This window comes from Nesterenkonia sp. CL21 (genome assembly GCF_031705515.1).
Lineage (GTDB): Bacteria > Actinomycetota > Actinomycetes > Actinomycetales > Micrococcaceae > Nesterenkonia > Nesterenkonia aethiopica.
On the sequence record NZ_JAUTWR010000001.1, the window covers coordinates 234,139 to 259,533 of the forward strand.

General features: G+C 69.7%; 26 protein-coding genes. 17 read left to right on the plus strand and 9 right to left on the minus strand.

All coding sequences use genetic code 11. The features are described from left to right. Window positions 1-236: 236 nt before the first annotated feature. The 6 genes from rpsB to Q7C18_RS01045 all read left to right on the plus strand — a co-directional run bounded on the left by rpsB (window position 237) and on the right by Q7C18_RS01045 (window position 5,298). Entirely contained in the window at window positions 237-1,091 is an 855-nt protein-coding gene (gene rpsB, locus Q7C18_RS01020) for a 30S ribosomal protein S2 (protein ID WP_070161981.1), read from the plus strand. A gap of 142 nt (window positions 1,092-1,233) precedes the next feature. Next, window positions 1,234-2,076, plus strand: coding sequence for a translation elongation factor Ts (gene tsf / locus Q7C18_RS01025; protein ID WP_070161983.1), 843 nt, complete (start codon window positions 1,234-1,236; stop codon window positions 2,074-2,076). 315 nt (window positions 2,077-2,391) lie between these two features. Continuing rightward, the gene (gene pyrH / locus Q7C18_RS01030) at window positions 2,392-3,159 is read left to right on the plus strand and encodes a UMP kinase (protein WP_070161985.1); all 768 of its coding nucleotides are present in this window, start codon (window positions 2,392-2,394) and stop codon (window positions 3,157-3,159) included. 126 nt (window positions 3,160-3,285) lie between these two features. Continuing rightward, window positions 3,286-3,843: a ribosome recycling factor gene (gene frr / locus Q7C18_RS01035; RefSeq protein WP_311023665.1), complete on the plus strand. Its 558-nt coding sequence runs from the start codon at window positions 3,286-3,288 to the stop codon at window positions 3,841-3,843. A gap of 5 nt (window positions 3,844-3,848) precedes the next feature. Continuing rightward, window positions 3,849-4,733, plus strand: coding sequence for a phosphatidate cytidylyltransferase (locus Q7C18_RS01040; RefSeq protein WP_311023667.1), 885 nt, complete (start codon window positions 3,849-3,851; stop codon window positions 4,731-4,733). Window positions 4,734-4,737: 4 nt separating this feature from the next. Then, complete coding sequence (locus Q7C18_RS01045; protein ID WP_070161987.1) at window positions 4,738-5,298, plus strand: DivIVA domain-containing protein; 561 nt, start codon at window positions 4,738-4,740, stop codon at window positions 5,296-5,298. Window positions 5,299-5,431: 133 nt separating this feature from the next. Here Q7C18_RS01045 and Q7C18_RS01050 read toward each other — a convergent pair whose 3' ends face one another. Continuing rightward, window positions 5,432-7,096: a cation acetate symporter gene (locus Q7C18_RS01050; protein WP_311023669.1), complete on the minus strand. Its 1,665-nt coding sequence runs from the start codon at window positions 7,094-7,096 to the stop codon at window positions 5,432-5,434. Continuing rightward, window positions 7,093-7,509, minus strand: a complete 417-nt coding sequence (locus tag Q7C18_RS01055; RefSeq protein WP_311023671.1) for a DUF485 domain-containing protein — start codon at window positions 7,507-7,509, stop codon at window positions 7,093-7,095. The genes Q7C18_RS01050 and Q7C18_RS01055 overlap by 4 nt, the downstream gene beginning before the upstream one ends. 265 nt (window positions 7,510-7,774) lie before the next feature. On the opposite strand from Q7C18_RS01055, the gene Q7C18_RS01060 reads away from it, so the two are divergent. From Q7C18_RS01060 to Q7C18_RS01075, 4 genes are read left to right on the plus strand one after another with little or no spacing between them, the layout of a single operon-like run. Further along, window positions 7,775-8,641 (plus strand): sensor histidine kinase, encoded by an 867-nt coding sequence (locus tag Q7C18_RS01060; RefSeq protein WP_396954317.1) that lies wholly within the window; start codon window positions 7,775-7,777, stop codon window positions 8,639-8,641. Beyond that, a complete protein-coding gene (locus Q7C18_RS01065) occupies window positions 8,638-9,471 on the plus strand; it encodes a LytTR family DNA-binding domain-containing protein (RefSeq protein WP_311023673.1) in 834 nt (277 codons plus the stop codon). The genes Q7C18_RS01060 and Q7C18_RS01065 overlap by 4 nt, the downstream gene beginning before the upstream one ends. Further along, window positions 9,468-9,911, plus strand: a complete 444-nt coding sequence (locus Q7C18_RS01070) for a hypothetical protein (RefSeq protein WP_311023675.1) — start codon at window positions 9,468-9,470, stop codon at window positions 9,909-9,911. Before Q7C18_RS01065 ends, Q7C18_RS01070 begins: the two co-directional genes overlap by 4 nt. Beyond that, window positions 9,908-11,494: a cation acetate symporter gene (locus Q7C18_RS01075; protein ID WP_311023677.1), complete on the plus strand. Its 1,587-nt coding sequence runs from the start codon at window positions 9,908-9,910 to the stop codon at window positions 11,492-11,494. The genes Q7C18_RS01070 and Q7C18_RS01075 overlap by 4 nt, the downstream gene beginning before the upstream one ends. Window positions 11,495-11,520: 26 nt before the next feature. On the opposite strand, the gene Q7C18_RS01080 is transcribed toward Q7C18_RS01075, so the two are convergent. From Q7C18_RS01080 to Q7C18_RS01090, 3 genes are read right to left on the minus strand one after another with little or no spacing between them, the layout of a single operon-like run. After that, on the minus strand, window positions 11,521-12,078 hold the full coding sequence (locus Q7C18_RS01080; protein WP_311023678.1) for a dihydrofolate reductase family protein: 558 nt from the start codon (window positions 12,076-12,078) through the stop codon (window positions 11,521-11,523). Further along, window positions 12,075-12,440, minus strand: coding sequence for a hypothetical protein (locus Q7C18_RS01085; protein WP_311023680.1), 366 nt, complete (start codon window positions 12,438-12,440; stop codon window positions 12,075-12,077). Before Q7C18_RS01085 ends, Q7C18_RS01080 begins: the two co-directional genes overlap by 4 nt. Beyond that, window positions 12,437-13,045, minus strand: coding sequence for a dihydrofolate reductase family protein (locus Q7C18_RS01090; RefSeq protein WP_311023682.1), 609 nt, complete (start codon window positions 13,043-13,045; stop codon window positions 12,437-12,439). Before Q7C18_RS01090 ends, Q7C18_RS01085 begins: the two co-directional genes overlap by 4 nt. 116 nt (window positions 13,046-13,161) lie before the next feature. On the opposite strand from Q7C18_RS01090, the gene Q7C18_RS01095 reads away from it, so the two are divergent. Further along, window positions 13,162-13,710, plus strand: coding sequence for a helix-turn-helix domain-containing protein (locus Q7C18_RS01095; protein ID WP_311023684.1), 549 nt, complete (start codon window positions 13,162-13,164; stop codon window positions 13,708-13,710). Window positions 13,711-13,714: 4 nt separating this feature from the next. On the opposite strand, the gene Q7C18_RS01100 is transcribed toward Q7C18_RS01095, so the two are convergent. Both Q7C18_RS01100 and Q7C18_RS01105 read right to left on the minus strand, forming a co-directional pair. Next, window positions 13,715-14,335: a hypothetical protein gene (locus Q7C18_RS01100; RefSeq protein ID WP_311023685.1), complete on the minus strand. Its 621-nt coding sequence runs from the start codon at window positions 14,333-14,335 to the stop codon at window positions 13,715-13,717. 183 nt (window positions 14,336-14,518) lie between these two features. Beyond that, complete coding sequence (locus Q7C18_RS01105; protein ID WP_070158982.1) at window positions 14,519-15,505, minus strand: Gfo/Idh/MocA family protein; 987 nt, start codon at window positions 15,503-15,505, stop codon at window positions 14,519-14,521. Between the two features lie 196 nt (window positions 15,506-15,701). Here Q7C18_RS01105 and Q7C18_RS01110 point away from each other — a divergent pair, with 196 nt between their 5' ends. Further along, window positions 15,702-16,976, plus strand: a complete 1,275-nt coding sequence (locus Q7C18_RS01110; protein ID WP_311023688.1) for an MFS transporter — start codon at window positions 15,702-15,704, stop codon at window positions 16,974-16,976. 46 nt (window positions 16,977-17,022) lie between these two features. On the opposite strand, the gene Q7C18_RS01115 is transcribed toward Q7C18_RS01110, so the two are convergent. Further along, the gene (locus Q7C18_RS01115; protein WP_070160057.1) at window positions 17,023-17,493 is read right to left on the minus strand and encodes a GNAT family N-acetyltransferase; all 471 of its coding nucleotides are present in this window, start codon (window positions 17,491-17,493) and stop codon (window positions 17,023-17,025) included. A gap of 172 nt (window positions 17,494-17,665) precedes the next feature. On the opposite strand from Q7C18_RS01115, the gene dxr reads away from it, so the two are divergent. Continuing rightward, window positions 17,666-19,027, plus strand: a complete 1,362-nt coding sequence (gene dxr, locus Q7C18_RS01120) for a 1-deoxy-D-xylulose-5-phosphate reductoisomerase (protein WP_311023690.1) — start codon at window positions 17,666-17,668, stop codon at window positions 19,025-19,027. Next, on the plus strand, window positions 19,024-20,553 hold the full coding sequence (locus Q7C18_RS01125) for an RIP metalloprotease (RefSeq protein ID WP_070160062.1): 1,530 nt from the start codon (window positions 19,024-19,026) through the stop codon (window positions 20,551-20,553). Before dxr ends, Q7C18_RS01125 begins: the two co-directional genes overlap by 4 nt. Before the next feature lie 55 nt (window positions 20,554-20,608). Here Q7C18_RS01125 and Q7C18_RS01130 read toward each other — a convergent pair whose 3' ends face one another. Then, the gene (locus Q7C18_RS01130) at window positions 20,609-21,808 is read right to left on the minus strand and encodes an ROK family transcriptional regulator (protein ID WP_311023693.1); all 1,200 of its coding nucleotides are present in this window, start codon (window positions 21,806-21,808) and stop codon (window positions 20,609-20,611) included. Window positions 21,809-22,014: 206 nt separating this feature from the next. Here Q7C18_RS01130 and Q7C18_RS01135 point away from each other — a divergent pair, with 206 nt between their 5' ends. The 3 genes from Q7C18_RS01135 to Q7C18_RS01145 all read left to right on the plus strand — a co-directional run bounded on the left by Q7C18_RS01135 (window position 22,015) and on the right by Q7C18_RS01145 (window position 25,389). Beyond that, entirely contained in the window at window positions 22,015-22,755 is a 741-nt protein-coding gene (locus Q7C18_RS01135) for a sugar phosphate isomerase/epimerase (RefSeq protein ID WP_311023694.1), read from the plus strand. A gap of 50 nt (window positions 22,756-22,805) precedes the next feature. Then, window positions 22,806-23,957: a Gfo/Idh/MocA family oxidoreductase gene (locus tag Q7C18_RS01140; protein ID WP_311023695.1), complete on the plus strand. Its 1,152-nt coding sequence runs from the start codon at window positions 22,806-22,808 to the stop codon at window positions 23,955-23,957. A 76-nt stretch (window positions 23,958-24,033) separates the two neighbouring features. Next, a complete protein-coding gene (locus Q7C18_RS01145; RefSeq protein ID WP_201791098.1) occupies window positions 24,034-25,389 on the plus strand; it encodes an ABC transporter substrate-binding protein in 1,356 nt (451 codons plus the stop codon). The last annotated feature ends 6 nt before the right edge of the window (window positions 25,390-25,395 follow it).

The window sequence follows — 25,395 nt, forward strand, 5'->3', positions numbered from 1 at the left end:
GTCGCAGGGAGGGTGATCCGCTCGGTCCGCATCGGATGGCCCCTCCAGGGCCGACCCGTCATGGGTCCGGTGCGGTCGGATCCACGATCCTCGCATCCCTGCTCTGCCAGGAGCCCCGGAGAACGGGGTGGCACGACCCGACCAACCGAAAAGAACCAGCCGGTGCTGCACGCACCTGTTCCGATCCTGATGATCGGTCTACCGCGTGTTCGAAGCCCGGCATCGAAAGGAACACCATGCCTGTCGTCACCATGCGCCAGCTCCTGGACTCCGGTGTGCACTTCGGCCACCAGACCCGCCGCTGGAACCCGAAGATGAAGCGCTACATCTTCACCGAGCGCAACGGCATCTACATCATCGACCTGCAGCAGTCGCTGTCCTACATCGACCGCGCGTTCGACTTCATCAAGCAGACCGTCGCCCACGGCGGCTCCATCCTGTTCGTCGGCACCAAGAAGCAGGCGCAGGAGGCCATCGCCGAGCAGGCGACCCGCGTCGGCCAGCCCTACGTGAACCACCGCTGGCTGGGCGGCATGCTCACCAACTTCGCCACGGTCTCCAAGCGCGTCCAGCGCATGAAGGAGCTCGAGGAGATCGACTTCGACGACGTCGCCGGCTCCGGCCACACCAAGAAGGAGCTGCTGCTGCTCAGCCGCGAGCTGGACAAGCTGCAGGCCAACCTGGGCGGCATCCGCAACCTCACCAAGACGCCGTCGGCGGTGTGGGTCGTGGACACCAAGAAGGAGCACCTGGCCGTGGACGAGGCCCGCAAGCTGGGCATCCCGGTCATCGCCATCCTGGACACCAACTGCGACCCGGACGAGGTCGACTACCCGATCCCGGGCAACGACGACGCCATCCGCTCCGTCGACCTGCTCACCCGTGTGGTCGCCGACGCTGTCGCCGAGGGCCTCATCGCCCGCGAGGAGAAGCGCGGCGGGGGCTCCGGCGCCGCCGCCGAGCCGATGGCCGAGTGGGAGCGCGAGCTGCTTGAGCAGCACGCCGCCGAGAAGGCCGGCCAGACCGAGGGCGAGGCCGCCGAGGCCCCGGCCGAGGCTGCCGCCGAGGCACCCGCCGAGAACGCCGAGTAAGACTCTCGTCGCGTCAGCTCCTCACGCTCGTCACCTGGGCTTCGCCGTCCAGGTGGCGGGCGTGAGGGCTGTGCAGAGTGCACTTTCATCGATCTGATCCGATTCATCGATCCCCATCGAACCCCAACGGAGGACGGGACTTATGGCGAACTACACCGCCGCTGACATCAAGGCACTGCGCGAGCGCACCGGCGCCGGCATGATGGACGTCAAGAAGGCACTGGACGAGGCCGACGGCAACTTCGACAAGGCCATCGAGGCCATCCGCATCAAGGGCCTCAAGGGCGCCGCCAAGCGCGAGGGCCGCTCGGCCGCCGAGGGCCTGGTGCTGGCGAAGGTCGTCGACGGCACCACCGGCTACCTGCTCGAGGTCAACGCCGAGACCGACTTCGTCGCCAAGTCCGACAAGTTCGTGGGCCTGGCCGAGAAGGTCCTCGAGGTGGCCGTGGCCAACGGCCTCGGCGACGTCGAAGCCCTCCTGGAGGCTGACGTCGACGGCAAGAAGGTCTCCGACTTCGTGACCGAGGAGGGCGCAGCCGTGCTCGGCGAGAAGATCGTCGTCCGCCGTCTGGCCAAGGTCGAGGGCGCCTACGTGGACGCCTACCTGCACAAGACCTCCAAGGACCTGCCGGCCCAGGTCGGCGTGCTCTTCGCGGTGGACTCCGACTCCGAGGCGGCCCAGACCGCCGCGCACGACGTGGCCGTCCACGCCGCCGCCATCGTGCCGCAGTTCCTCACCCGTGACGAGGTCCCGGCTGAGACCGTGGAGAACGAGCGTCGCATCGCCGAGGAGACCGCCCGCGCCGAGAACAAGCCGGAGCAGGCCCTGCCGAAGATCATCGAGGGTCGCACCAACGCGTACTTCAAGGAGCACGTCCTGGTCGACCAGCCGTTCGCCAAGGACCCGAAGCAGTCCGTCGCCCAGGTCCTTGAGGCCGCCGGCGCCGGCGCGACCGCTTTCGCCCGCTTCCGGGTCGGCAACTGACGCCCCGCACTCCACGCACCCCGACCCCGTCGTCGGGTGCTCGTCTCGGACCGTGCTCATGCCTACAATGAGGCAGAGCACATGATCTGAGACGTCAGGGGGTGGCCACGCACACGCGGTGGTCACCCCCTTTCCATGCCCGGAACCCGACCACATCCGTACGACGCCGACCCCTCGTCCCTGCCGTCTTCTCGCCCACACCGTCTCCTCGCCCACACCGTCTTCTCGCCGCCCGCCGCCGATCCTGTCTGCAGCACCGAGCATCGCTGGAGCGGCCCAGCGGACGGGCTGAGCCCCGAAAGGACTCTGACGCCGATGACCACACAGCCTGCCGTCCCCGTCTCCGCCCAGTCCACCGACCTCGAGCTCCCCGAGGGGGTCGAGCGTCGTCGCGTGCTCCTGAAGCTCTCCGGGGAGGTCTTCGGCGGCGGCAGCGTCGGCGTCGACCCGGCCACCGTGCGAGGGATCGCCGAGCAGATCGCCGCAGTCGGCGGCAAGGTGGAGGTCTCCGTCGTCGTCGGCGGGGGCAACTTCTTCCGTGGCGCCGAGCTCTCCAAGGCGGGGATGGACCGGGCGCGCGCCGATTACATGGGCATGCTCGGCACCGTGATGAACTGCCTGGCCCTGCAGGACTTCCTCGAGCAGGCCGGACAGCCGACCCGCGTCCAGACCGCCATCACCATGGGGCAGGTCGCCGAGTCCTACATCCCGCTCCGGGCGATCCGCCACATGGAGAAGGGGCGTGTGGTGGTCTTCGGTGCGGGAGCCGGGATGCCGTACTTCTCCACGGACACCGTCTGCGCCCAGCGTGCCCTGGAGGTCGGCGCGGACATGGTGCTCATGGCGAAGTCCGGAGTAGACGGCGTCTACACCTCGGACCCGAAGACCAACGACGACGCCGAGAAGCTGGACCACCTGACCTACACGGATGCGCTGCGGCGCAACATCCGAGTCATGGACCAGACGGCGATGACCATGTGCAACGACAACGAGCTGCCCATGCGGGTGTTCGGCATGGAGGGCGACGGCAACGTCACCCGCGCGCTGCTGGGCGACGAGATCGGCACCCTGGTGACCACCTGAGCGAGGCGGACGGCCCCGGTGCAGGTCAGCACGGCCCCGCCGGATGCCGACCCCCGGTGTGGGCCCGCCTCAGCGGGTCCGCACCACGTAGACTGAGACGGAAGTTCCCACCTCAAGGAGACCGACGTGATTGACGAGACCCTGGTTGAAGCCGAAGAGCTCATGGAGCGGGCCGTGGAGGCCACCAGTGAAGACTTCGCCACGGTGCGCACCGGCCGCGCCAACCCCGCGCTGTATTCGAAGGTGATGGTCGACTACTACGGCGCCGCGACGCCGCTGCAGCAGCTGGCCTCCTTCACGGTCCCGGATGCGCGGACCATCCTCATCACCCCCTATGACGTCTCCGCGATGCGAGAGATCGAGAAGGCCCTCTCGGACTCCGAGATCGGGGCGAACCCGTCCAACGACGGCAAGCAGATCCGCATCACCATGCCGGAGCTCACCGAGGAGCGCCGCAAGGAGTACGTGAAGCTCATCAAGGCCAAGAGCGAGGACCACAAGGTCTCGGTCCGCAACGCACGCCGCAAGGCCAAGGACACCATGGACAAGGCCGTCAAGGACGGCGAGGTGGGCGAGGACGAGCGCGACCGGGGCCTCAAGGAGCTCGAGGCGGCCACGAAGAAGCACGTGGAGCGCATCGATGAGATGGCCAAGCGCAAGGAAGCCGAGCTCCTCGAGGTCTGAGGCCCATGACAGGACCCGAGCGCACCGACGAGCCGTCTGAGGCGTCGAAGCCGGTGCGCACGCCGCGGGCAGGACGGGACCTGCCCGCGGCGATCATCACCGGCGCCGCCCTGCTGATCCCGGCGGTGCTGGGGATCATGTTCTTCCCGCTGCTGCTGATCATGGTGGCGGTCGTGCTGCTCTCCATGGGCGTCTGGGAGGTGGCCCGAGCCCTGGAGACGCAGGGGCTGCGGCTGCCCAAGGTGCCGCTGTTCCTAGGTGCGGCCGCCATGCCGCTGTCCGCCTACTTCGGCGGGGTGGAGGCGCTCACCCTGGCACTGATGGTGACCTGCACCGCCATCGCGGTGACCGCCGCGCTGCTTCATGTGGAGGACCCCGGACGGTCGATCATGTCCTCGATGTTCGTGGCCTGCTGGGTGCCTTATCTGATCTCCTTCGCGGTGCTGCTGCTTAGTCAGCCCGACGGGCAGTGGCGACTCGCCGTCGTCGTGCTGCTGGTGGTCTCCAATGACACGTTCGGCTACATCGTCGGCGTCCTGTTCGGCAAGCATCCGATGGCCCCGAAGATCAGCCCGAAGAAGTCCTGGGAAGGCTTCGCCGGCTCGATGGGCGGCTCCATCGTCGTCGGGGTGCTGGCCTCATGGCTGATCTTCGACGAACCCCTGCACGTCGGGGCCCTGCTGGCCGCCGCCGTCGTCGTCGCCGCCACGGCAGGGGACTTCTCCGAGTCGATGGTCAAACGGGAGCTGGGGCTCAAGGACATGTCCCAGGTGCTTCCCGGACACGGGGGAGTGATGGACCGGCTGGACTCCCTGGTGTTCGCGATGCCCACCGCCTATTTCGTGATCGTGGCGCTCACCCGGGATTCCGGGGGAGTTCCATTAGGCTGAGAACATGGCGCACACAGAGAACGCACTGTTCACCCTGCTCGACCCCGAGGAGCAGGGCTACAACCGCGACGAGGTCGACGAGTTCATGGCCCGAGCTCGTGTGGCCTACGACTCCGGCACCGGTATGGCGCTCTCGGAGATCCGGGAGGCCAGCTTCTCCATGGGCTCCGGCGGCTATGACCCCGCGGAGGTCGACGGCGCCCTGGACCGCCTGGAGGACGCCTTCGCCGCCGCCGAGCGGGACCGGTACATCGAGCAGCACGGCGAGGACGCCTGGTACGAGCTGCTGGCCGAGCGGGCCGCGCCCCTGCGCGTACGGTTGGAGCGTCCCGACGGGAAGCGGTTCCGGGAGCCTGCGCACTCCTCGGCGCTGGGCTACCGCAAGGAGCAGGTGGACGAGCTCTGCCGTGAGCTCGAGCAGTACCTCGACGGCGAGAACCCGATGAGTGTTGACGAGGTCCGCACCATCATCTTCGCCGGCGCGCATGGATCCAACGGCTACGACGAGGCCCAGGTGGACGCCTTCCTGGATCGCATGACCGAGATCATGGCCTCAGTGGGCTGAGCGAGCGTCTCATCCTCCTGCCGCCAGGAGTTCTCCGCCGCATCCACGGCGAACGGCCCCCGCACGTCGCGTGCGGGGGCCGTTCGCCGTCTGCGCTCCGGTGCGCTCGGGAGTGGGCCGGAGGAGCCGCCTGTCAGTGCTCGGAGGCCTTCTCCGCGCCCACGCCGGTGAGCGAACGGATCTCCATCTCGGCCTGTTTGGCGGGGTCCTCGAGGACTGTGGAGGTCTTCGACCCGATCCAGCCGAGCAGGAAGGCCAGCGGGATGGACACCAGGCCCGGGTTGGTCAGCGGGTAGAGGGCCAGGTCGATCTCCGGGAAGAAGGAGGTCTCGGCACCCCAGACGACCGGCGAGAAGGCGATCAGCAGGATGGAGGATCCCAGACCCCCGTACATGGACCACAGGGCGCCCCGGGTGGTGAAGCCCTTCCAGAACAGCGAGTACAGGATGGTCGGCAAGTTGGCGGAGGCCGCCACCGCGAAGGCCAGCGCCACCAGGAACGCCACGTTCTGGCCCTGGGCGCCGATGCCGCCCAGGATCGCGAGGATCCCCACGACCACCACGGTCATCCGGGCGGCGCGGACCTCGCCCTTGTTGTCGATCTTCCCCTTCTTGATCACCTGCCCATAGATGTCGTGGGCGAAGGACGCGGAGGCGGTGATCGTCAGGCCTGCGACCACGGCCAGAATGGTGGCGAAGGCGACGGCGGCGATGACGCCGAGCAGCAGCGTGCCCCCGAGCTCATAGGCCAGCAGCGGGGCGGCCGAGTTCTGGCCTCCGGGGGCGGAGAGGATGTCTTCCTGGTTCAGCATGGCGGCGGCCCCGTACCCGAGCACCAGGGTGAACAGGTAGAAGGCGCCGATCAGCCAGATCGCCCAGACCACGGACTTCCGGGCGTCCTTGGCGGTGGGGACCGTGTAGAAGCGGATGAGCACATGCGGCAGGCCGGCGGTGCCGAGGACCAGGGCGATGCCCAGGGACAGGAAGTCCATCTTGGTCAGGAAGTCCAGCCCGTACTGCAGCCCCGGTTCGAGCAGGGCCTCCTGGCCGGTGCGGTCCACGGCGTCGCCCAGCAGGTCGGAGAAGTTGAAGCCGTAGAGCGCCAGCACCCAGACGGTCATGATCGCGGAACCGGCGATCAGCAGGGCAGCCTTGATGATCTGCACCCAGGTGGTGCCCTTCATACCGCCGATGAACACGTAGACGATCATCAGCGCGCCGACCACGGCGATGATCAGCGACTGCCCGGCATGGGAGTCGATGCCCAGCAGCAGGGAGACCAGCGCGCCGGCGCCGGCCATCTGGGCCAGCAGGTAGAACAGGCACACCGCCAGGGTGGAGGCCGCGGCGGCGATGCGCACCGGCTGCTGGCGCAGACGGAAGCTCAGGACGTCGGCCATGGTGAACTTGCCGGTGTTGCGCAGCAGCTCCGCCACCAGGAGCAGCGCCACCAGCCAGGCCACCAGGAAGCCGATGGAGTAGAGGAACCCGTCATAGCCGTAGACGGCGATCGCTCCGACGATCCCCAGGAAGGAGGCCGCCGAGAGGTAGTCCCCGGCGATCGCGGTGCCGTTCTGGGTCCCGGAGAACGAGCGTCCGCCGGCGTAGTAGTCGGCGGCGGTGTTGTTGTTCTTCGAGGCGCGCAGCACGAAGAACAGGGTCACGCCGACGAAGACCAGGAAGATCCCGATGTTCGCCCAGGGGCTGCCGACCTCGGTGGAGAGGACCTCCTCCTCGCCGGAGGCGCTGAGTCTCGGCAGGGCTGCCAGGGGTGTCGATGATGTCAGGGCGTCGGTCATCGGCTCGCTCCTCCTGCGGGGGTCGTCGGGGTCGGCTCGGACTTGTCGGCGGCCGTGGGGGTCTCGTCGGGAAGCCCGACGCCGGCGGCCTCCAGCTCATGGCGGATGGCGCTGGACTTCGGATCCAGGGCCTTGGTGGAGAACGAGACATAGGCCGCGGTGATCAGGAAGGTGGTCAGGAACTGCGCCAGTCCGAGCACGATGCCGAGGTTGATGTTGCCCAGCACCGGGATGGCCATGATCTGCGGGGCGAAGGCGGCCAGCAGCACATAAGCCAGGTACCAGGCGAGGAAGACCACCGCCATCGGGAACACGAAGCTCCGGTGGGTCCTCTTCAGCTCCTGGAACTCAGGCCGGCTCTGCACCTCCTGATAGTCGACGGTCGCCGCGTGCGTCGCGGTCGGTGAGCTCATCGCTCCTCCTCGTGGTCATCGCTGCGCCGGCCGCCCGGTCAGCGGTCGGCGGGGCGGCGCCGCAGCAGCGGCGTCGCGGGTCGGTGACAGGGGTCTCCCCGTCAGTGCACGCTGACCACAGTGCCGCAGTGATCCAGGTCACGTGAAGCGGATCACGGGGTGCCTGCGACGAGCGGCGCCATCCGTGCGATGAGCGGTCATGTCCTCGTCGGCGGTCACCGCAGCTCAGCAGGAGGGGACGGAGGGCTGGCCTACGATGGTCCCCATGTTCGACGTCAGCCCTGCGATGGTCGCCCTGATGGGCCTGGTCGGTGTCCTCACCGCCTGCGTGCTGCTGCTGGCCACACGGCGCACCAGCCCGTCTGAAGGACCCGCCGCAGCCGCGGAGGGCGCCCAGGGCGCCGACGCCGACGGTCAGGGCGGCGCCGCGGGTGCCGAGGCGGAGGGACCGGACTACCGACGCTTGGCCGAGTCGCGCCGTCGACAGCTGGTGGAGGCTGAGCTGCGCACGCTGCGGGCCCAGATCTCTCCGCATTTCATCTACAACAGTCTCAACGCGATCGCGGCGTTCATCCCCACGGACCCTGTCCGCGCCAGGGAGCTGGTCCTGGACTTCGCAGACTTCACGCGATACAGCCTGCGGGCCGAGGGGGACTTCTCCACGCTGGAGGAGGAGCTGGACGCCGTCGAACGCTACGTGCTGCTGGAGCAGGCACGCTTCGAGGACCGGGTGCAGGTGGAGCTGCAGGTCGCTCCTGAGGTCCTGGGAGTGCAGATCCCCTTCCTGGCGGTCCAGCCCTTGGTGGAGAACGCGGTGCGACACGGTCTCGACTCCGAGGACGGACAGGTGACGGTGCGGCTGAAGGCTGCCGACGACGGGACCCACGCGCTCATCTCCGTGGAGGACGACGGCGTCGGGGCAGACCCGGAGCATATGGCATGCGTGCTGGCCGGTCGGGCCGAGGGCTCGCACATCGGGCTGCGCAATGTGGACCTGCGGCTGCGCCAGGCCTACGGCGGCGGCCAGGGTCTGGTGATCGACACCGCCGTGGGAGCAGGCATGATGGTGTCCATGCGCATCCCCAAGTTCCAGCCGCAGCAGGCCCCGGACGCGGAGGTGGGAGCCCCATGAGTGCCGTGCCGTCAGGAGCGTCCCGTCCTGAAGCGTCCCGGTCGGGATCGGCTCCGCAGGAGCGGGCGCTGCGGGTCCTCGTGGTCGATGACGAGCCGCCGGCGGTCGCACAGATGCAGTGGCTGCTGGAGGCCGACCCGCAGGTGGGGGAGATCCACACCGCATCGAATGCTGCTCAGGCGAAGCACCAGCTGGACACCCGCCGGATCGACGTCGTGCTGCTGGACATCCACATGCCGGGCCCCTCCGGTCTGGCCTTGGCCCGTGAGCTGCCCGGCGACGACGCCGCACCGCAGATCATCTTCGTCACCGCGGACGCCGCGCCGGCGGTGGAGGCCTTCGAACTCGCGGCTCGGGACTACCTCCTCAAACCGGTGCGCGCCGCTCGACTCGCTGAGGCGCTGCGCCGTGCGTCCGACGCCTTGCGGCCGGCCGCCGAACCCGCGCCGGACAGCGCGCCCCAGCGGGTCTCGGTGCTGCAGGGTGACACCACGGTGCTGCTGGACATCGCCTCCATCCGCTGGGTCCAGGCACAGGGGGACTACGCCCGTCTGCACACGGCCGAGGGCTCCTATCTGCTGCGGATCGCCTTGAGCGACCTGGAGGAGCAGTGGGCCGAGCACGGTTTCGTGAGGGTGCACCGTTCCTCGGCGGTCAACCTCCACCATGTCCGTCGGGTGCTCCACCGTCAGGGCCGGATGTCGGTGCAGCTGCGGGATCCTGCCGGCACGGAGCAGGAGATCGCGGTCAGCCGCCGGCTGATGCACCACGTCCGGGAACGCCTGGAGGTCCACAGGGTCCGCGGCGCCGGTCGAGGCGGTCAGGGATGACCCACCCGGCTCATCCTGACCCGTCCGGGGCAGAGCACCTGGACGCCCAGCAGGCGGCCCGGGTGCGTGTGCGAGGGCCAGCGACGGCTCCGGAGGAGGAGGAGGTCCTGCTCGCCCCACGGCGCGGGCATGTCCGGAGGCGAGCGACCCCCGGACAGGTCAGGGAGCTGATCCGGCACCAGCTGCGACTGGGCGTGCTGCTGGGCCTGGGCTTCTTCCTGCTGGTGGTGGTGCTCTACCTGCTGCTCTCCACCGTGGCGGGGCTCGCGGACGTCACGGTGCTGGGGGTGCCGCTGCCGTGGGTGGTGCCGGCCGTCTGCTTCTATCCGCTGCTGATCCTCGGCGGCTGGCTGCACGTGCGCGCCAGCGATGCCGCCGAGCGTCGCCTGCTGACCACGATCGGCGCGGCAGAGGCGCAGGGGGTGGAGCGGCGGCCATGAGCTCCCCGTCTGCGGTGCTTCTCGCGGTCGCCCTGGTCTGCGTGTTCTCGGTGGCGATCAGCGTCGGTGGTCTGCGGTCGCGCACCACCAGTGACTTCTATGTGGCCTCCCGGCGGGTGCCGCCGTGGATGAACGCCTCGGCCATCGCCGGGGACTACCTCTCCGCGGCCAGCTTCCTGGGGGTGGCCGGGCTGATCGTCGCCTACGGGGCACAGGGACTGTGGTTCCCGGTGGGCTACACGGCAGGCTTCTTCACGCTGCTGCTGTTCGTGGCCGCCCCGTTGCGACGTTCCGGGGCCTATACGCTGCCGGACTTCGCCACCTTGCGGTTCCGCTCCGCGCAGCTGCGGCGCCTGACCGCGCTGATCGTCATCATGACCGGCTGGCTCTACGTCGTGCCGCAGCTCCACGGCGCGTCCCTGACCCTGAGCACGACGGCGGGGATGCCCGGGTGGGTCGGCCCGCTGGTGGTGGTGCTGGTGGTGCTGCCCACGGTGCTGGCCGGCGGGATGCGGTCGGTCACGGTCGCGCAGGCGGTGCAGTACTGGATGAAGCTGTGCGCCCTGCTGATCCCGTGCGTGTTCATCCTGATCCGTCTGCAGCGCGACGCATCGACCGGAGGTTCTCCGCTGGCCGACGCGCTGCCCCCGCTCGGCGACGTCTGGGAGACCGGGCTGCTGCCGCAGGCCCTCGACGGCGGCGCCGGCCTGTACCAGACCGCATCGCTGGCGCTGGCGCTGATGATGGGCACCGTCGGGCTGCCTCACGTGCTGGTGCGGTTCTCCACGAACCCGGACGGGGCCGCGGCCCGGCGCACGACGCTGCTGCTGCTCAGCCTGCTCTCGATGTTCTATCTGCTGCCGGTGATCCTGGGGGTGCTGGCCCGGCTGGTGCTGCCGGTGGCCGAAGGAGGCCTGGGGCCCGCGGCGGACGACGGCGGCGCCGTGACCCCGGCGCCGTCCGGCGGCACCGCCGCGGACGTCGGCGGAGGAGTCGCCGATGCGGCGCTGCTGCGTCTGCCCGCTGCCGTCTTCGAGGGCGCGGCCGGCGATGTGCTGGTCGCGGTGGTCGCGGGTGGGGCCTTCGCCGCGTTCCTGTCCACGTGCTCCGGTCTGGTGGTCTCGATCGCCGGAGTCGTGTCCCAGGAGTTCTTCTCCGGCACCGTCCGCGGGTTCCGGCTCGGGGCCGTGGCGGCGGTGGGCCTGCCGCTGCTGGTCGGCGCCGTGACCAGCCAGGTGGCGCTCGCCGGTGCGGTGGCGATGGTGTTCACGTTCACCGCCTCCGCGTTGGGTCCGCTGATCCTGCTGGGGATCTGGTGGCGCGGGCTCACCGAAGCCGGTGCGATCGCGGGCATAGTCTCCGGGGCGGTGGTGTCGTCGCTGTCCCTGGTCATCGGGCTGGGGCTGGGGGAGCACACGGCTGGGGCGCAGGTTTTCCTGTATCCGGCACTGTGGTGCATCCCGCTGTCCTTCCTCCTCACCGTGGCGGTGAGCCGATTCGGTCGGCAGTCGCCGCCGCACAGTGCCGAGGCCGTGCTGGCCCGCCTTCATCTGCCCGAGGCCGCCCAGGCCCTCTCGCGGTGAGGCGCCGAGGGCTCCACCGGGGTCCGTCAGCTGTCGCTGCGGTCTCGAGGTTCCCCGTCCCGACGCACTCGGAAGAGCCGGGTGCGGGGACTCTCGTCCACCACGTCCAGGTCGATCTGGCCGGTCGAGCCCTGAAGAAGGGGTGTCCCCTGGCCCAGCATCACCGGCACGGTGGTCACCATCACCAGGTCCACGGCTCCGGCCTCGAGGCACTGACGGGCGACGTCGGCGCCCAGGATGGAGACGATGCCGTCCGGGGCGGCGGCGCGGCACGTGCTCAGGGCGACGTCGAGGTCGGTGGTGACGGTGATCCCCGGTGGCGGCGTGGCCGGCGGCCGGTGGGTGAGCAGCACCTGCGGGCCCGACCAGGATCCCTCGAATGCGCCCTCCTTCTCTGTGTCCCCGGCATGCGGGTCGTCCCCGTCGTAGGTGGTGCGCCCCACCAGCAGGGCCTGGATCTGCGGCATCAGCCGGTCCAGGATCGGGTCGGGGCCCATGTGGGGGAGGAGCCAGGACATGTCCCCGTCGGCACCGGCGATCCGCCCGTCCACCGTCGCAGTGGCTGCGTAGAGGAACTGCGTCATCGCTGGTCCGTCATCAGGGGGCGCACCTCGGTGGACCCATAGTCCAGATGCGGCATCTTCTCGGCGATGGCGTGGGCCTCGGCGTCGTCGGCGGTGGCCACGGCATGGACGGCGAAGACGATGCTGCGGCCTTCAGTGGCCTCGGCGTCGGTGGTCTCGGAGACCTCGTCAGTCCCGGCGCCGAAGCGCACCGTCTGCTCCTGGAGTGCGTAGGCGGCCACCAGCTGGCCCGCTTCGCGCAGTTCGGTGTCCAGAGCCTCCCAGGCGCTCATCTCGTCGTCGAGCTCGGTGGTGCCCTCCTGGGGCCCGGTGCCGGGGACGAAGCGGTGAATCAGCAGGTGTGTGGCGGTGTGGCGCGTCATGGTGTCCTCTCGAGAGTGCGGGGGCGGTAGGTGAGCAACGTGTTGCCTGAACGGAAGACGGTGGTGGGGCCGGCGTCGAGCAGCACCCGGTGCCGCAGGGCGTCCGTGAGCCGGCGGCCGCCGCCGAGCAGCACGGGGTGGACGAGGAGCCGCAGTTCGTCGATGAGGCCCTGCTCCAGCAGTGCGCAGGTCAGGGTCGGGCTGCCGAGGACGGTGACGTCCCCGCCGGTCTCGTCGCGGAGCGTGCCGACGACGCCGGCCAGGTCGTCTCCGTCCACCACACGGGTTCCGTCCCAGTCCTGCGGCGGGGCGTCGCGGCCGGTCACGACGGTCTTCTGCACGGTGTTCATGAAGGTCCAGACCTCCGGCATGGCAGCGGCCGCCGAGGGGGTGGTCCAGAACTCGGCGAAGTGGTCGAAGGTGCGGCGTCCCAGCAGCAGGGCGCCGATCTCGCGGGACTGCCGGATGTTCCAGGTGAAGAACTCCTCGTCGGTCAGGTTCCAGTCCAGCTCGCCGTCCGGGCCTTCGACGTATCCGTCCAGAGACATGAACAGGAAGGCGAAGATCTTCCGCGTGGAGGAGGTCGTCTCGGACGGGGACTGCATGGTGCCTCCAGATGTGTGGGACAACTGCTTGCGTGGTGCATGCGGTGAGTCACATCCCAGCATAACCGGGTGTAGAATGCAAGCAGTCCTGTCCCTGAGGAAGGAGGGCGCCGTCCATGTCAGCTGATCCCGCCCATGAGCACCGCTCCGGCTGCCCCATCAACCTCACGCTGGAGGCGTTGGGGGACACCTGGTCGCTGATCATCATCCGAGACATCATCTTCGGAGACCGCAGGCACTACCGCCGCCTGTTGGAGGAGTCCGAGGAGGGCATCGCCTCGAACATCCTCGGCGATCGCCTCAAGCGGCTGCTGGCAGCGGGGGTCCTCACTCGTGAGCCCGACCCGTCTCATCGGCAGCGCCGCATCTACAGCCTCACCGAAGCCGGCATCCAGCTGTTTCCTGTGCTGGTGCAGCTCGGCGCCTGGGGGCGACGTCATCGACCGGCCACGGAGGAGCTCAGCGTCCGGGCGCAGCTGCTCGAGGAGGGCGGCCCTCAGCTGTGGGAGGAGTTCATGGATGAGCTGCGCCGCCACCACCTCGGGCAGGAGCAGGCCGGTCCCGGCCCGGAGGGGCCTTCGGTGCTGGAGCGCCTGGATGAGGCGTATCACGCCGCCCGGCGGGCCGCCGCGGAGTCGGCCGGCGGCGGTGCTGCCCGGACCTGAACTCTCATGCGGCGTCGAGTGCCCGGGCGCGCAGGGCGGTGAGCTTGGAGGCCACGGCCTCGGGCTCCGGGACTGAGACCACATATTCGGCGGCGAGTCGTCGCACCGTGTCTCCTCCGATGCTTCCCTGGCGGGCCGCTTTGCGATACAGCGGGTGGATGCGGATGACCACCGAGGTGCTCCCGCCCGTGTAGCCGATGCGCCCGGGGCCGTACCAGCGTGGACCGACCTCCATGGTTCCTCCCGTCGGGCCGGGGCGCACCGACTCGATGGCCTGCCAGGGGATCTCGGTGCGCACGACGCGCCACGTGCGCACTGCGACGCCGTCCTCCACCGTTGCGCGCACTGTGATGGTGGAGGCGCTGATCATCCACCACAGCCCGGCCCCCAGCAGAGCGCAGCTCACCAGCAGCGTCGGCAGGGTCCAGGAGCTCATCGGCTCCGCCCCCGGTGCCAGCTGCGCGACGCCGAGGACGGCCAGCGGCAGGAATGTGATGATCGCGATGACCGACAGGGTGAAGGTGTAGGCGGCGTGCTCCGGGCGCGAGACCGTCTCCAGCGAGCTCTCACAGATGCGCAGCCGTGCGGGCGGCTCGGGGTGCGAAGCCGGGGAGGGCCTGGTCATCGAGCGGTCAACGGGCACAGTGATCATCCCCTCGTCTGTGCTGTGGGGCCTCGCTGAGCCGACTCTCGTCAGCGACCGTCCGTTCCGCCCCGTGAGGGCCAGTTCATCAGGGGTCGCGGCGCGGTGTCATCATCCTGCGGGCTGAGATCGGTGATCCGCGTCCGGGTGGGGAGATCCCGAAGGTCAGGACTCGGAGGGGTAGCGCAGGCCGATCTGGGCACGGATCTCGTCCAGGGTGCCCATGATGCCCACCGAGTCGTCCACCGTGAGGACATCGCCGTCGAGAGTGGCCTGCTGGACGTACCGTTCGGCGGCACGGGCCTGCAGATGCATCCCCCGTCCCACCACGTCGGACTCATAGCGCTCCACCACGGTGCCGTCCGGCGCGGAGACGGTGAAGTTCGCCGCGGTGTACCAGACCCGATCGACGTCGATGCGGCCCTCCGAGCCCACGACGTGCGCCGTGTTCGGACCGACGCCGCGGGAGGAGGACAACGACGTCGAGAGCGCCCCGCCGCTGTGCCGCAGGATCGTGGCGACCTCGGTGTCGGCGCCGGTCTCTCCGAGGCGCGCCTGGGCCGTCACCGAGGTGGGGGCGCCCAACAGATCCCAGGCGAAGGAGATCGGGTAGACCCCCAGATCCAACAGGGCCCCTCCACCCAGGGCGAGGTCATTGATCCGATGGCTCGGCTCGGTGGGCAGTCGCTGGGTGTGGTCGGCGAACAGGGCGCGGATCTCACCGATCGCGCCCCCGTTGACCAGCTCACGGATCCTGGCCATATGGGGGAGGTGTCGAGTCCACATGGCCTCCATGACCAGCAGGCCGCGCTCGCGGGCCAGGTCGCGCAGCTGCTCGGCCTCGGCCCGGTTCAGGGCGAAGGGCTTCTCCACCAGGGCGTGCTTGCCGTGCTCGAGCGCCAGACGGGCGTGCTCGGCGTGGAAGGGGTGGGGCGTGGCCACGTAGACGATGTCCACGCCTGGGTCCTCGACGAGCTCCTGGTAGGAGCCGTGGGCGCGGGGGACACCATGGTGACGGGCGAAGATGTCAGCCGAGGCTCGGCTCCGGGAGGCGACTGCCGCCACCTCCATCTCCACGGCATGCAGGTCGTCGGCGAAGGAGCGGGCGATCCCGCCGGTGGCCATGATTCCCCAGCTCAGTGATGACGTCATGATGGGCGAGTCTACCCGAGGAATGCGCTTGCCAGTGATGCGCGTCACCTGTGTGGCATGATGATCACGCCGCCGCCATCCTGCCGCGATCCTGCCGCGGTCCTGCCGCAGGCGTGCAGCATGCACGTGGAGAAGTGCAGAGGTCAGTGCAGAGGTCGAGGAACACGCACGGTGAGTCGAGGGGGGGGGATCGCGCATGGGGGAGCGGGAGACGCGTCCAGCCCCGGCCGAGCCCCTGCGACGTCGGCCGTTCCTGCGCTTCTTCTCTGCCGATGCCATCACCGCGGCAGGGCTGAGCATCAGCGTGGTGGCCGTGGACGTGTTGGTGGTCCAGGTGCTGGAGGCCACCGAGCAGCAGGTGGGGCTGATCCGCGCCGTGCAGTTCCTGCCGTATCTGCTCCTGGGACTGCTGGCCGGCGCCCTGGTGGACCGGTGGCCGCGGCGTCCGGTGCTGGTCGTCTCTCACGCTGCCGCAGGTCTCGCTCTGCTCACCGTCCCGATGCTCTGGTGGCTGGGGCACCTCACGCTGCCGACGACGGCGGCCGTCCTGTTCCTCGTCGGCGCCTGCGGAGTCATGAGCGTGGCGGCCGAGCAGTCTGCGGTGCCGGACCTGGTGGGCCGTGAGCAGCTGGTGCTCGCCAACGCCCGGCTGGGCCAGGCCCGCACGGTCGCCCAGACCTCGGGGCCGGCCGCCGCCGGTGTGCTCGTGGCCTGGGTCGGCGCGCCGATGACCCTGCTGCTCACAGCGGGAGGCCGGCTCGTCTCCGCGGGGCTGCTGGCCACGGTGGCGATGGGGCCCGCGCCGTCCCGCGACCGTGGCCGGAGCGGTCTCGACGGCGGCCTCACCCGTTCCATGGGTCAGGGTCTGGCCTTCGTGTACCGGCATCGGACGTTGGCGCCCCTGGCGCTGTCCACCCACGTCTGGTTCCTGGCCAACAGTGCAGCGATGACGGTGTTCGCGCTCTACGCGCTGCGGTACCTGGGGATCTCTCCGGCCCTCTACGGCGTCGTCCTGGCCTGCGCGGGAGTGGGCGGACTCGCCGGAGCGCTGGCGGCCCCGTGGATCGCCCGCAGCCTGGGGGAGGGGAGCACGGTGCTGCTCGGGCGAACTCTGATGCCCCTGGCCTGGACGGCGGTGATCCTGGTCCCGGACGCCTCAGCGGGCTCCGTGCTGGCTCTGGCCGGGGCGAAGACGCTCTATGGGTTGGCCATGGGCGTGGAGGATCCTGCCGAGGCCGGGTTCCAGCAGTCGGTGACGCCGCGGGGCATGCTGGGGCGGATGAACTCCACCATGCGGACGGCGAACCGGGGCTGTGGGGCTGCCGGTGCGGTCCTGGGAGGTGCAGCGGCAGGGGCGCTGGGCCTGCAGGAGACCCTCTGGATCACCGTGGCGGTGTTCGTGGTGGCCGCGCTGATCATCGTGTTCTCGCCGTTGCGCGGGGCCCGAGCCGCCCGTCATGCTCCGCTGTGAACCCCAGCAGCGAACCGCGGTGGTCAGGAGGCCGCGTGCGCCGGGATCAGCTGAGCTGGAGGATCTTCTCCTGCACGACCGCGGCCCGCACGTTGGAGAAGTTCGACTCCTCGCCGACTTCCACGAAGCCCAGCGCCTGCAGGATCTTCAGGGTTCCCACGTTGTCCACGACTACGCGGGCACGCACGGGGCGCTCCGGGAAATCGTGGAGGAACTTGGAGACGGCCTCGGTGGTGATGCCGCGGCCCCAGAACTGCTTGTCCGTCCAGAACATGATCTCGCGGGATCCGTCGTCCTCGAAGGCGGCGATGGAGCCGATCGGCTGGCCCTCGAAGTCGATGGTGCGCACGATCGTGTCTGGGGAGTTCAGCAGCTCGCCCCAGTGGTGGTCGAAGACGCCGCGGTCAGTCGGGTTCGTGGAGGCGAAGCCGGCCATGTGGGCGGCGTCGGCGTCCTGCTGGAACAGGAAGAACTGATCCAGGTCGCTCGGCTGTACTTCCCGCAGCGTGATCATCATGTGGCTCCTCGTCGTCGGCAGCACGGCCGAAGGTGGGGACAGGTGCAGTGCGTCCAGGGTACCGGCACAAGCTCCACGGACGTGCATCAGGTCTCCTCGCCGGGGCATCAGGCGTCATCAGGGACGGGCCCCCGATTCCCGGATATCCAGGCGGGACCGTGATAATAGGGCCATGTCCTCCCACCCCGCCTCCGATCCTGCCGGGCCGCAGCGTCCGGATCCCGCGCCGAGAATCCGACCCGGCGACGACGGCGCGTCCCGTGTGGTCCTGCTGGGCTCCACCGGCTCCATCGGCACCCAGGCGCTCGAGGTCATCGCCGCGAACCCCGGGCGCTTCGACGTCGTCGGGCTGTCTGCGGGCACCAACACTCGGCTGCTGGCCGACCAGGTGCGCGCCACCGGGGCCCGGGCGGCAGGCATCGCCGTCGACGGCGGCACGGCGGCGAATCCGGACCAGCCTCCCCTGGCCCAGGCGCTGCGGGACGCAGGTGTGACCCACGAGGTCGAGATCCTCACCGGGGAAGAGGCCGCCGTGGTGTCTGCGGGGGAGCTGGGCGCCGACGTCGTGCTCAACGGTATGACCGGCTCCATCGGTCTGCGGCCCACGCTGGCGGCGCTCGCCTCCGGGGCGACGCTGGCCCTGGCGAACAAGGAGTCCCTGGTGGTCGGTGGGGCGCTGGTGGCCTCCGCCCAGCGGCGTCCCGGCCAAGTGGTGCCGGTGGACTCCGAGCACTCCGCCCTGGCCCAGGCGCTCAGCTCCGGACGGCACGAGCGTGGCCTCTGTGCCCCGGTGGTCACCGGACGCAGCGAGGTGAGTCGGCTGATCGTCACTGCCTCGGGCGGTCCGTTCCGCGGGTGCAGCCCCACTCAGCTGGCCGAAGTGACCCCCGCTCAGGCGCTCCGTCACCCGAACTTTGCGATGGGGCGGGTGGTCACCACCAACTCGGCCACCATGGTCAACAAGGCGCTCGAGGTGGTCGAGGCCCATCTGCTCTTCGACGTCCCCCTGGAGGACGTCACCGCCGTGGTGCATCCGCAGCAGGTCATCCACTCGCTGGTGGAATTCCAGGACGGCTCCACTCTGGCGCAGGCCGGGCCGCCGCGCATGTATGTGCCGATCGCTCTGGGGCTCTCCTGGCCGGAGCGGCTGCCGCAGGTGGACACCGCCATCGACTGGACCCAGACGATGCGCTGGGACTTCGAGCCCCTCGACGACGACGCCTTCCCCGCCGTGCGTCTGGCCAAGCAGGCCTGTGCGGCCTCCGCCACCCACATGGCCGTGTACAACGCCGCCAACGAACAGGCGGTGGACGCCTTCCACGACGGTGCGCTGGGCTTCACGGAGATCCTGCCGACAGTGGAGAAGGTGCTCGCCGCTCACGCGGCGGGCACCGGGACGCCGACCTTGGACGAGGTGCTGGAGGTGGAACGTGAGGCACGGGCCCACGCGGATGAGCTCATCGCCGCCGCCGCGGTGACGGTGCCCACGCACCGGGCGCCCCGCGCCGTCGAGGTGGGGGAGGGCCAGGCATGACCGTTCTGCTCATGACGCTGGGCATCCTGGTCGTCGCCGTGGGGATCATCCTGTCGATCGCCCTGCATGAGATCGGGCACCTGGTGCCTGCCAAGCTGTTCAAGGTCCGGGTCACCCAGTACATGGTCGGTTTCGGGCCCACCCTGTGGTCGAAGCGCCGGGGTGAGACGGAATACGGCGTCAAAGCGGTGCCGCTGGGTGGTTACGTGGCGATGATCGGCATGTATCCGCCGCCGGAGCAGGACGCTGGAACGGACGCTCAGGGCTCGGAGGCTCAGGGTTCGGATGCTCCCGACGATGGCCCCACCGATCCGTATCTTCGGGAGATCGGTGCGCAGTACGCGGACCCCGACCGCCCCGGCACGCAGGATCAGCCGGGCGCGCAGGACGGACCGGGCACAGTGCCAGGCTCCGCCGACGCCGGGGACGCCCCGGTGCGGACGGTGAGCTCCCAGTCCACCGGGCTGTTCCAGCAGATGTCGGCCGAGGCCAGAGAAGTGGCCGCCGAGGAGCTGCAGCCCGGCGACGAGGACCGCATGTTCCATCGTCTGCCGGTGTGGAAGCGCATCATCATCATGCTCGGCGGACCGGCGATGAACGGGCTGATCGCGCTGGTGCTCACCGCCGGGATGATCACCGTCCACGGCACCGCTGAGCCGAACACCCAGGTTCGCGAGGTCTACGAGTGTGTGGTCTCGGCCGAGGCCGCCGACGCCGGGCAGACCGCCTGCACCGACGACGACCCCGCCGGTCCCGCCTATGAGGCCGGCCTGCGGCCCGGTGACGAGATCGTCGCCTACGGAGGACAAGAGGTCGAGGACTGGGAGGAGCTGACCGGGCTGATCCGGGACTCGGCCGGTGCCTCGACTCCCGTGGAGTACGTGCGCGACGGCGAGCGGCACAGCACCGCCCTGACCCCGATTCTCACGGAGCGTCCCGTGCTGGACGGGCTGGGGCGCGTCGAACGCGACGGCGACGGGGCGCTGGTCACCGAGCCGGTGGGCTTCATCGGCATGGGGGCCGAGCAGGAGCTGGTCCGCCAGCCCGCCTGGGAGGCCGGCCCGATGGTGTGGACGCAGTCCAAGGCTGTGCTCGAAGTGGTGGCCAACCTGCCGGTGCGGCTCTATGACGTGGCCGTGTCCACCTTCACCGAGGCCGAGCGTGACCCGGACGGGCCGCTGAGCGTGGTCGGCGTCGGCCGGATCGCCGGGGAGCTCTCTGTGCAGGACGAGATCCCGCTGGAGTCCCGCTTCGCCTCCCTGATCTCGCTGATCGCCGGCGTCAACGTGGCGCTGATGGTGTTCAATCTGATCCCGCTGCTGCCGCTGGACGGCGGGCATGTGGCCGGTGCCCTGTATGAGGCGTTCCGGCGGCGTCTCGCGCGCCTGTTCGGGCGTCCGGATCCTGGACCGTTCGACATCTCGCGGCTGCTGCCGCTGACCTATGTGGTGGCCGGGATGCTGTTGGTGATGGGGCTGCTGCTCATCTATGCCGACATCGTCAACCCCATACGCCTCTTCGGCTGACCCAGCGACTGACCCGGACGGGACTGGCCCGGCTCCGCGGAGGCGCGGCGACGGCTCAGGCGGAGGAGGCGTCGGCCAGCGCGTCGATGCCGGCGGGGGAGAGCGCGTGGTGCAGCGCCAGCAGGCTGGCGCCGAGCAGGCCGGCGTCGCGCGTCTGGGCGGCGGTGTGGATGTCCAGGCGTTGGGTGGCCAGCGGCATGGCTCGCTGGTAGACGACTTCGCGCACCCCTGCCAGCAGGTGCTCACCGGCGCCCGCCATGCGACCTCCGACGGCGATGACCTCCGGGTTGAGGAAGCTGATGCTGGCGGCCAGCACCTCGCCGAGGTCGCGGCCCGCCTGACGCACCGCGCGGATGGCGTCCAGGTCGCCGGCGTCCACGAGCCGCACGACGTCCCGGCCGCCGGAGATGTCCCGGTGGCCGGCGCGGCGCAGCTGCTCGGCCAGTCGTGAGCCGGAGGCGACCGCTTCCAGGCAGCCTTCGTTGCCGCAGTGGCAGAAGACGCCGTCGCCGGAGCGGACCCGCACATGCCCGATGTCGCCGGCGATGCCCTGGGCGCCGCGCTGCAGGCGGCCCCCGGAGATGATCCCGGCGCCGATCCCGGTGGCGACTTTGACGAACAGGAAGTGTTCCACCGGGCGGGAGAGCCGACTGTGCTCGCCGAGCGCCATGATGTTGACGTCGTTGTCCACCAGCACCGGGACGCGGACGTGCTGGTGGAACCAGCCGGGCACGTCGAAGCCGTCCCAGCCGGGCATGATCGGGGGGCGGGAGGGGCGCCCGGAGTCGAAGTGCACCGGACCGGGCAGGCCGATGCCGACGGCCATGATGTCCTGGCGGTCCCGTCCGAGCCCGGCGAGCAGCTCGTCGGCGAGCTCCATGACCCGGGCCAGCACCGGTTCCGGGCCGGCGGCGATGTCCAGAGATTCCTCATGGGCGCTCAGCTGGGCATTGAGCAGGTTCACCACCGCCAGACGCACATGGCTGGCGCCGAGGTCCACGGCCAGCGCCAGACGAGCGTCCGGCAGCAGGGCGACTCTCCGCGGGGGACGGCCTCCGGTGGAGACGCCGTCGGCGGCCGGGCCGATCAGCCCGAGCTCCGTCAGGGCGGAGAGCCGGTCGTTGACGGTGGAGCGGGCCATCCCTGTGAGCGCGGCCAGCTCGGTGCGGCTCTTGGGCACGCCGTCACGCAGGAGCTGGAAGACGTCGGAGGCTCCTGTTCCGCCGAGGGCGTTGATGCTTCTGGCCACGTGCATGGGACCAGTCAAGCACACTTCCATCGAATTCTGCGGCGCCTCTGAAGATCCGAGTCACAGTTCTGTTGACGATCGACAGAAGTGCGTCTACTGTGTGCAGAGAACGCAGAGTGACCCGCCTCACAGCTGGGAGAGATCGCTCTCATCAGCATTCGACCAGCGCCGCCCGCATCATCCGTCCACCCTCCCGAAGGAGCACCATCATCGTGAACTCTCTGTCCATCCAGCTCTACACGGTACGAGACCACCTGACCGCCGACGCCGGGGAGACTCTGGAGCGTCTGGCCGGCATCGGGTTCACCCAGGTGGAGCCCTTCGGTCTCGTGGACTTCGCCGATCAGCTTGCCGAGCCCATGGCCCGGTTGGGGCTCTCGGCGCCCACCGCCCACGTCAAGCTCGCGGGGGCAGACCTGGATGCGGTCTTCTCCGCCGCCCGTCGGCTCGGCGTCGGCACCGTCGTCGATCCGATGATCGACCCCGCCCGCTGGAGCAGCCGAGACGGTGTCGAGGGGGTGGCGCGCGAGCTGCGCGAGGCCTCGGCCCGCGCCGCCGACCAGGGCCTGCGCGTGGGGTATCACAACCACGCCTTCGAGCTGGAGAACCGGATCGCCGGCGTCCCCGCCCTCGAGGTCTTCGCGGAGGCGGCAGGGGATGCCGTCGACCTCGAGGTGGACACCTACTGGGCCGAGGTCGGCGGAGAGTCCGCTCCGGACCTGCTCCGCCGTCTGGGGGAGCGCGTCGTGGCCATCCATGTGAAGGACGGGCCGAAGACGAAGGAGAACACCGATCAGGTGGCCGTCGGCTCCGGCAGCATGCCCATCGCCGAGATCCTCGCTGCCGCCCCGCAGGCCCTGCCGGTGGTCGAGCTGGACGACTTCGCCGGGGAGATCTTCGACGCCGTCGTCGCCAGCCACGCCCACCTGGCGGGCACCCCGCAGGGCGCCTGACCCACCGGAGCAGGATGAACCACCCCATGAGAAGACACAAGGAGACCCCCATGGCTTTCAGCACGACCACTGCTGCCTCCCCGACGGCCGAGCAGACCTCCCCGGCAGGAGGCCGCGTGGGCGTCGGCGTCGTCGGCGCCGGTGTGATCAGCAACGAGTACCTGAAGAACCTGACCGCCTTCGCCGATCTGGAGGTGCGGTTCATCGCTGATATCGACACGCAGCGGGCCGCCGAGCAGGCTGAGGCCTGGGGCGTGCCGCACTCCGGCAGCTATGAGGAGCTGTTGGCGCGTGACGACATCGAGATCGTGGTGAATCTGACCATCCCGGCGGTGCACGTGGAGGTGGCCCTTCAGGCTGTGGCCGCGGGCAAGCACGTCTGGGGGGAGAAGCCCTATGCGCTGGACCGGGAGTCCGGACGCCGGCTGAAGGAGGCCGCGGAGCAGGCCGGGGTGCGGGTCGCCGTCGCGCCGGACACGTTCCTGGGGGCGGGTCTGCAAACCGCGCTGCGGAGCGTGCGCGACGGCTCCATCGGCACACCGCTGACCGCGCTGACACTCTTCCAGGTGCCCGGTCCCGAGTCCTGGCACCCCAGCCCGGAGTTCCTCTTCGCCCGCGGGGCCGGCCCGCTGTTCGACATTGGCCCCTACTACCTCACCACTCTGGTCCAGGTGTTCGGGCCCATCCGGCGGGTCGCCGCCACCGGGTCCCAAGCCCGTGCCACCCGGGTCATCGGCTCCGGCCCGAAGGCCGGCACGGAGTTCCCGGTGGAGGTCCCCACCCACGTGAGCGCCCTGATCGAGTTCGAGTCCGGGGCCAGCGCCCAGTCGGTCTTCAGTTTCGACTCGAAGCTGCCCCGGGCGGGCTTCGTGGAGATCGCCGGCAGCGAAGGGACCGCGGTGTTCCCCGACCCCAACATGTTCGACGGCGAGACCACGCTGCACACCGGCGGTGAGGAGCCTCAGGTGATCCCGGCCGCAGGTTCCTTCCATACCCGCGGCACCGGGGTGGTGGAGCTGGCCCAGTCCATCCGCGCCGGTCGCCGGGAACGCGTCCCCGGCGACCTGGCCTTCCACGTGCTGGACGCGATGGTCTCCATCGCCGAATCCGTGGAGTCCGGTCAGTTCGTGGAGGTCACCAGCACCGTGGAGTCCTCCGCCCCTCTCGACGCCGACTGGGACCCCACCCAGCCGTCTCTCTGAGCTCTCCCGGGCCCCTGAAGCAAGGGCCCTCACCATCGCTCGTCACCACTCTCACCTCTGATGAAAGGACCCTGTCATGGCACTCACCGGTCGTTCCGCGCTCCGGCGCCGGACTCTCCGCCGTATGACCACCCTGCCGCTGGCTGTGCTCGCTGTCGGCTCCCTGGCCGCCTGCGGCTCCAGCCCCGCTGAGGAGGTGGACACGGAGAACCTCTCCGGCAGCATCACCTACTGGGCCTCCAACCAGGGCGAGTCGGTGACCCAGGACGAAGAGGTCCTCTCCGAGACCATCGAACGGTTCACCGACGAGACGGGCGTGGAGGTGGAGCTGGAGGTCATTCCGTGGAACGACCTGCAGAACCGCATCCTGACCGCCGTGTCCTCCGGCGACGCCCCGGATGTGCTCAACATCGGCAACACCTGGGCCACCTCGCTGCAGGCCACCGGGGCGTTCCTCGAGTGGGAGGGTGAGGCGCTGGAGGCGATCGGCGGTGAGGAGCGCTTCATCCCGTCCAGCTGGGCCACCGGCGGCGCCGAGGGCCAGGCGCCCACCTCCGTGCCGCTGTACGCGCTGAGCTACTCGCTGTACTACAACACGGAGATCTTCGAGGAGAACGGCATCGACGGGCCTCCGGCGACCTGGGAGGAGTTCGTCGAGGTCGCCCAGGAGCTGACTCAGGACACCAATGACGACGGCAGCATCGATCAGTGGGGCTTCACCATGGCCGGGGCCAGCATCTCCAACAACTCGCATGCCGCCTTCATCAGGGGCCTGCAGCACGGCGGTGAGCTCTACGATGACGACGGCGAGCCGGACTTCACCAATGACGCCGTGGTCGCCGGGGTCAACGAGTGGATTCAGCTGATGGGCGCAGACGGCGTGGTCTCGCCCTCGGATGCGGAGCTGGTCAACGGCGCCGAGTCCGTGGAGCAGGTCGCCAGCGGACAGGCCGCGATGGTCTTCGACCAAGCGCCCGGCAACGTGTTCGACAACCGCGGCTTCGAGGACTACCAGGCGGCCCCGATGCCGATGCTCGACGCCGACGCCACCGGCCTGGAGGCCACTCAGTCTCACGTGGCGGGCATCAACATGAGTGTCTTTGAGAACTCCGACAACATCGATGCCGCCGTCGCGTTCGTCGCCCACATGACCAGCGACGAGGAGCAGACCTACCTGAACCAGGAGTTCACCGGGCTGCCGGTGGTCAACGACCTCTATGAGGACGAGGCGTTCCAGTCCGACGAGATCCAGCTCAAGCAGCAGATCCTGCAGGACCACGCCCAGCCGATGCCGCTCTATCCGTCCGAGAGCCAGATGGAGACGGTGGTCGGCACGGCGATGCGGGACCTGCTCGCCGACGTCGCCCAGGGCCGCGAGGTGACCGAGGACGACGTGCGCGACGCTCTGACCACCGCCGAATCGCAGATGTGACGGAGG

Bases quoted from the DNA above. Each gene is read 5' to 3' on its own strand.
- rpsB (WP_070161981.1), top strand. From the start codon at position 237: ATGCCTGTCGTCACCATGCGCCAGCTCCTGGACTCCGGTGTGCACTTC.
- tsf (WP_070161983.1), top strand. From the start codon at position 1,234: ATGGCGAACTACACCGCCGCTGACATCAAGGCACTGCGCGAGCGCACC.
- pyrH (WP_070161985.1), top strand. From the start codon at position 2,392: ATGACCACACAGCCTGCCGTCCCCGTCTCCGCCCAGTCCACCGACCTC.
- Q7C18_RS01040 (WP_311023667.1), top strand. From the start codon at position 3,849: ATGACAGGACCCGAGCGCACCGACGAGCCGTCTGAGGCGTCGAAGCCG.
- Q7C18_RS01045 (WP_070161987.1), top strand. From the start codon at position 4,738: ATGGCGCACACAGAGAACGCACTGTTCACCCTGCTCGACCCCGAGGAG.
- Q7C18_RS01050 (WP_311023669.1), bottom strand. From the start codon at position 7,096: ATGACCGACGCCCTGACATCATCGACACCCCTGGCAGCCCTGCCGAGA.
- Q7C18_RS01055 (WP_311023671.1), bottom strand. From the start codon at position 7,509: ATGAGCTCACCGACCGCGACGCACGCGGCGACCGTCGACTATCAGGAG.
- Q7C18_RS01060 (WP_396954317.1), top strand. From the start codon at position 7,775: ATGTTCGACGTCAGCCCTGCGATGGTCGCCCTGATGGGCCTGGTCGGT.
- Q7C18_RS01065 (WP_311023673.1), top strand. From the start codon at position 8,638: ATGAGTGCCGTGCCGTCAGGAGCGTCCCGTCCTGAAGCGTCCCGGTCG.
- Q7C18_RS01070 (WP_311023675.1), top strand. From the start codon at position 9,468: ATGACCCACCCGGCTCATCCTGACCCGTCCGGGGCAGAGCACCTGGAC.
- Q7C18_RS01075 (WP_311023677.1), top strand. From the start codon at position 9,908: ATGAGCTCCCCGTCTGCGGTGCTTCTCGCGGTCGCCCTGGTCTGCGTG.
- Q7C18_RS01080 (WP_311023678.1), bottom strand. From the start codon at position 12,078: ATGACGCAGTTCCTCTACGCAGCCACTGCGACGGTGGACGGGCGGATC.
- Q7C18_RS01085 (WP_311023680.1), bottom strand. From the start codon at position 12,440: ATGACGCGCCACACCGCCACACACCTGCTGATTCACCGCTTCGTCCCC.
- Q7C18_RS01090 (WP_311023682.1), bottom strand. From the start codon at position 13,045: ATGCAGTCCCCGTCCGAGACGACCTCCTCCACGCGGAAGATCTTCGCC.
- Q7C18_RS01095 (WP_311023684.1), top strand. From the start codon at position 13,162: ATGTCAGCTGATCCCGCCCATGAGCACCGCTCCGGCTGCCCCATCAAC.
- Q7C18_RS01100 (WP_311023685.1), bottom strand. From the start codon at position 14,335: ATGACCAGGCCCTCCCCGGCTTCGCACCCCGAGCCGCCCGCACGGCTG.
- Q7C18_RS01105 (WP_070158982.1), bottom strand. From the start codon at position 15,505: ATGACGTCATCACTGAGCTGGGGAATCATGGCCACCGGCGGGATCGCC.
- Q7C18_RS01110 (WP_311023688.1), top strand. From the start codon at position 15,702: ATGGGGGAGCGGGAGACGCGTCCAGCCCCGGCCGAGCCCCTGCGACGT.
- Q7C18_RS01115 (WP_070160057.1), bottom strand. From the start codon at position 17,493: ATGATGATCACGCTGCGGGAAGTACAGCCGAGCGACCTGGATCAGTTC.
- dxr (WP_311023690.1), top strand. From the start codon at position 17,666: ATGTCCTCCCACCCCGCCTCCGATCCTGCCGGGCCGCAGCGTCCGGAT.
- Q7C18_RS01125 (WP_070160062.1), top strand. From the start codon at position 19,024: ATGACCGTTCTGCTCATGACGCTGGGCATCCTGGTCGTCGCCGTGGGG.
- Q7C18_RS01130 (WP_311023693.1), bottom strand. From the start codon at position 21,808: ATGCACGTGGCCAGAAGCATCAACGCCCTCGGCGGAACAGGAGCCTCC.
- Q7C18_RS01140 (WP_311023695.1), top strand. From the start codon at position 22,806: ATGGCTTTCAGCACGACCACTGCTGCCTCCCCGACGGCCGAGCAGACC.
- Q7C18_RS01145 (WP_201791098.1), top strand. From the start codon at position 24,034: ATGGCACTCACCGGTCGTTCCGCGCTCCGGCGCCGGACTCTCCGCCGT.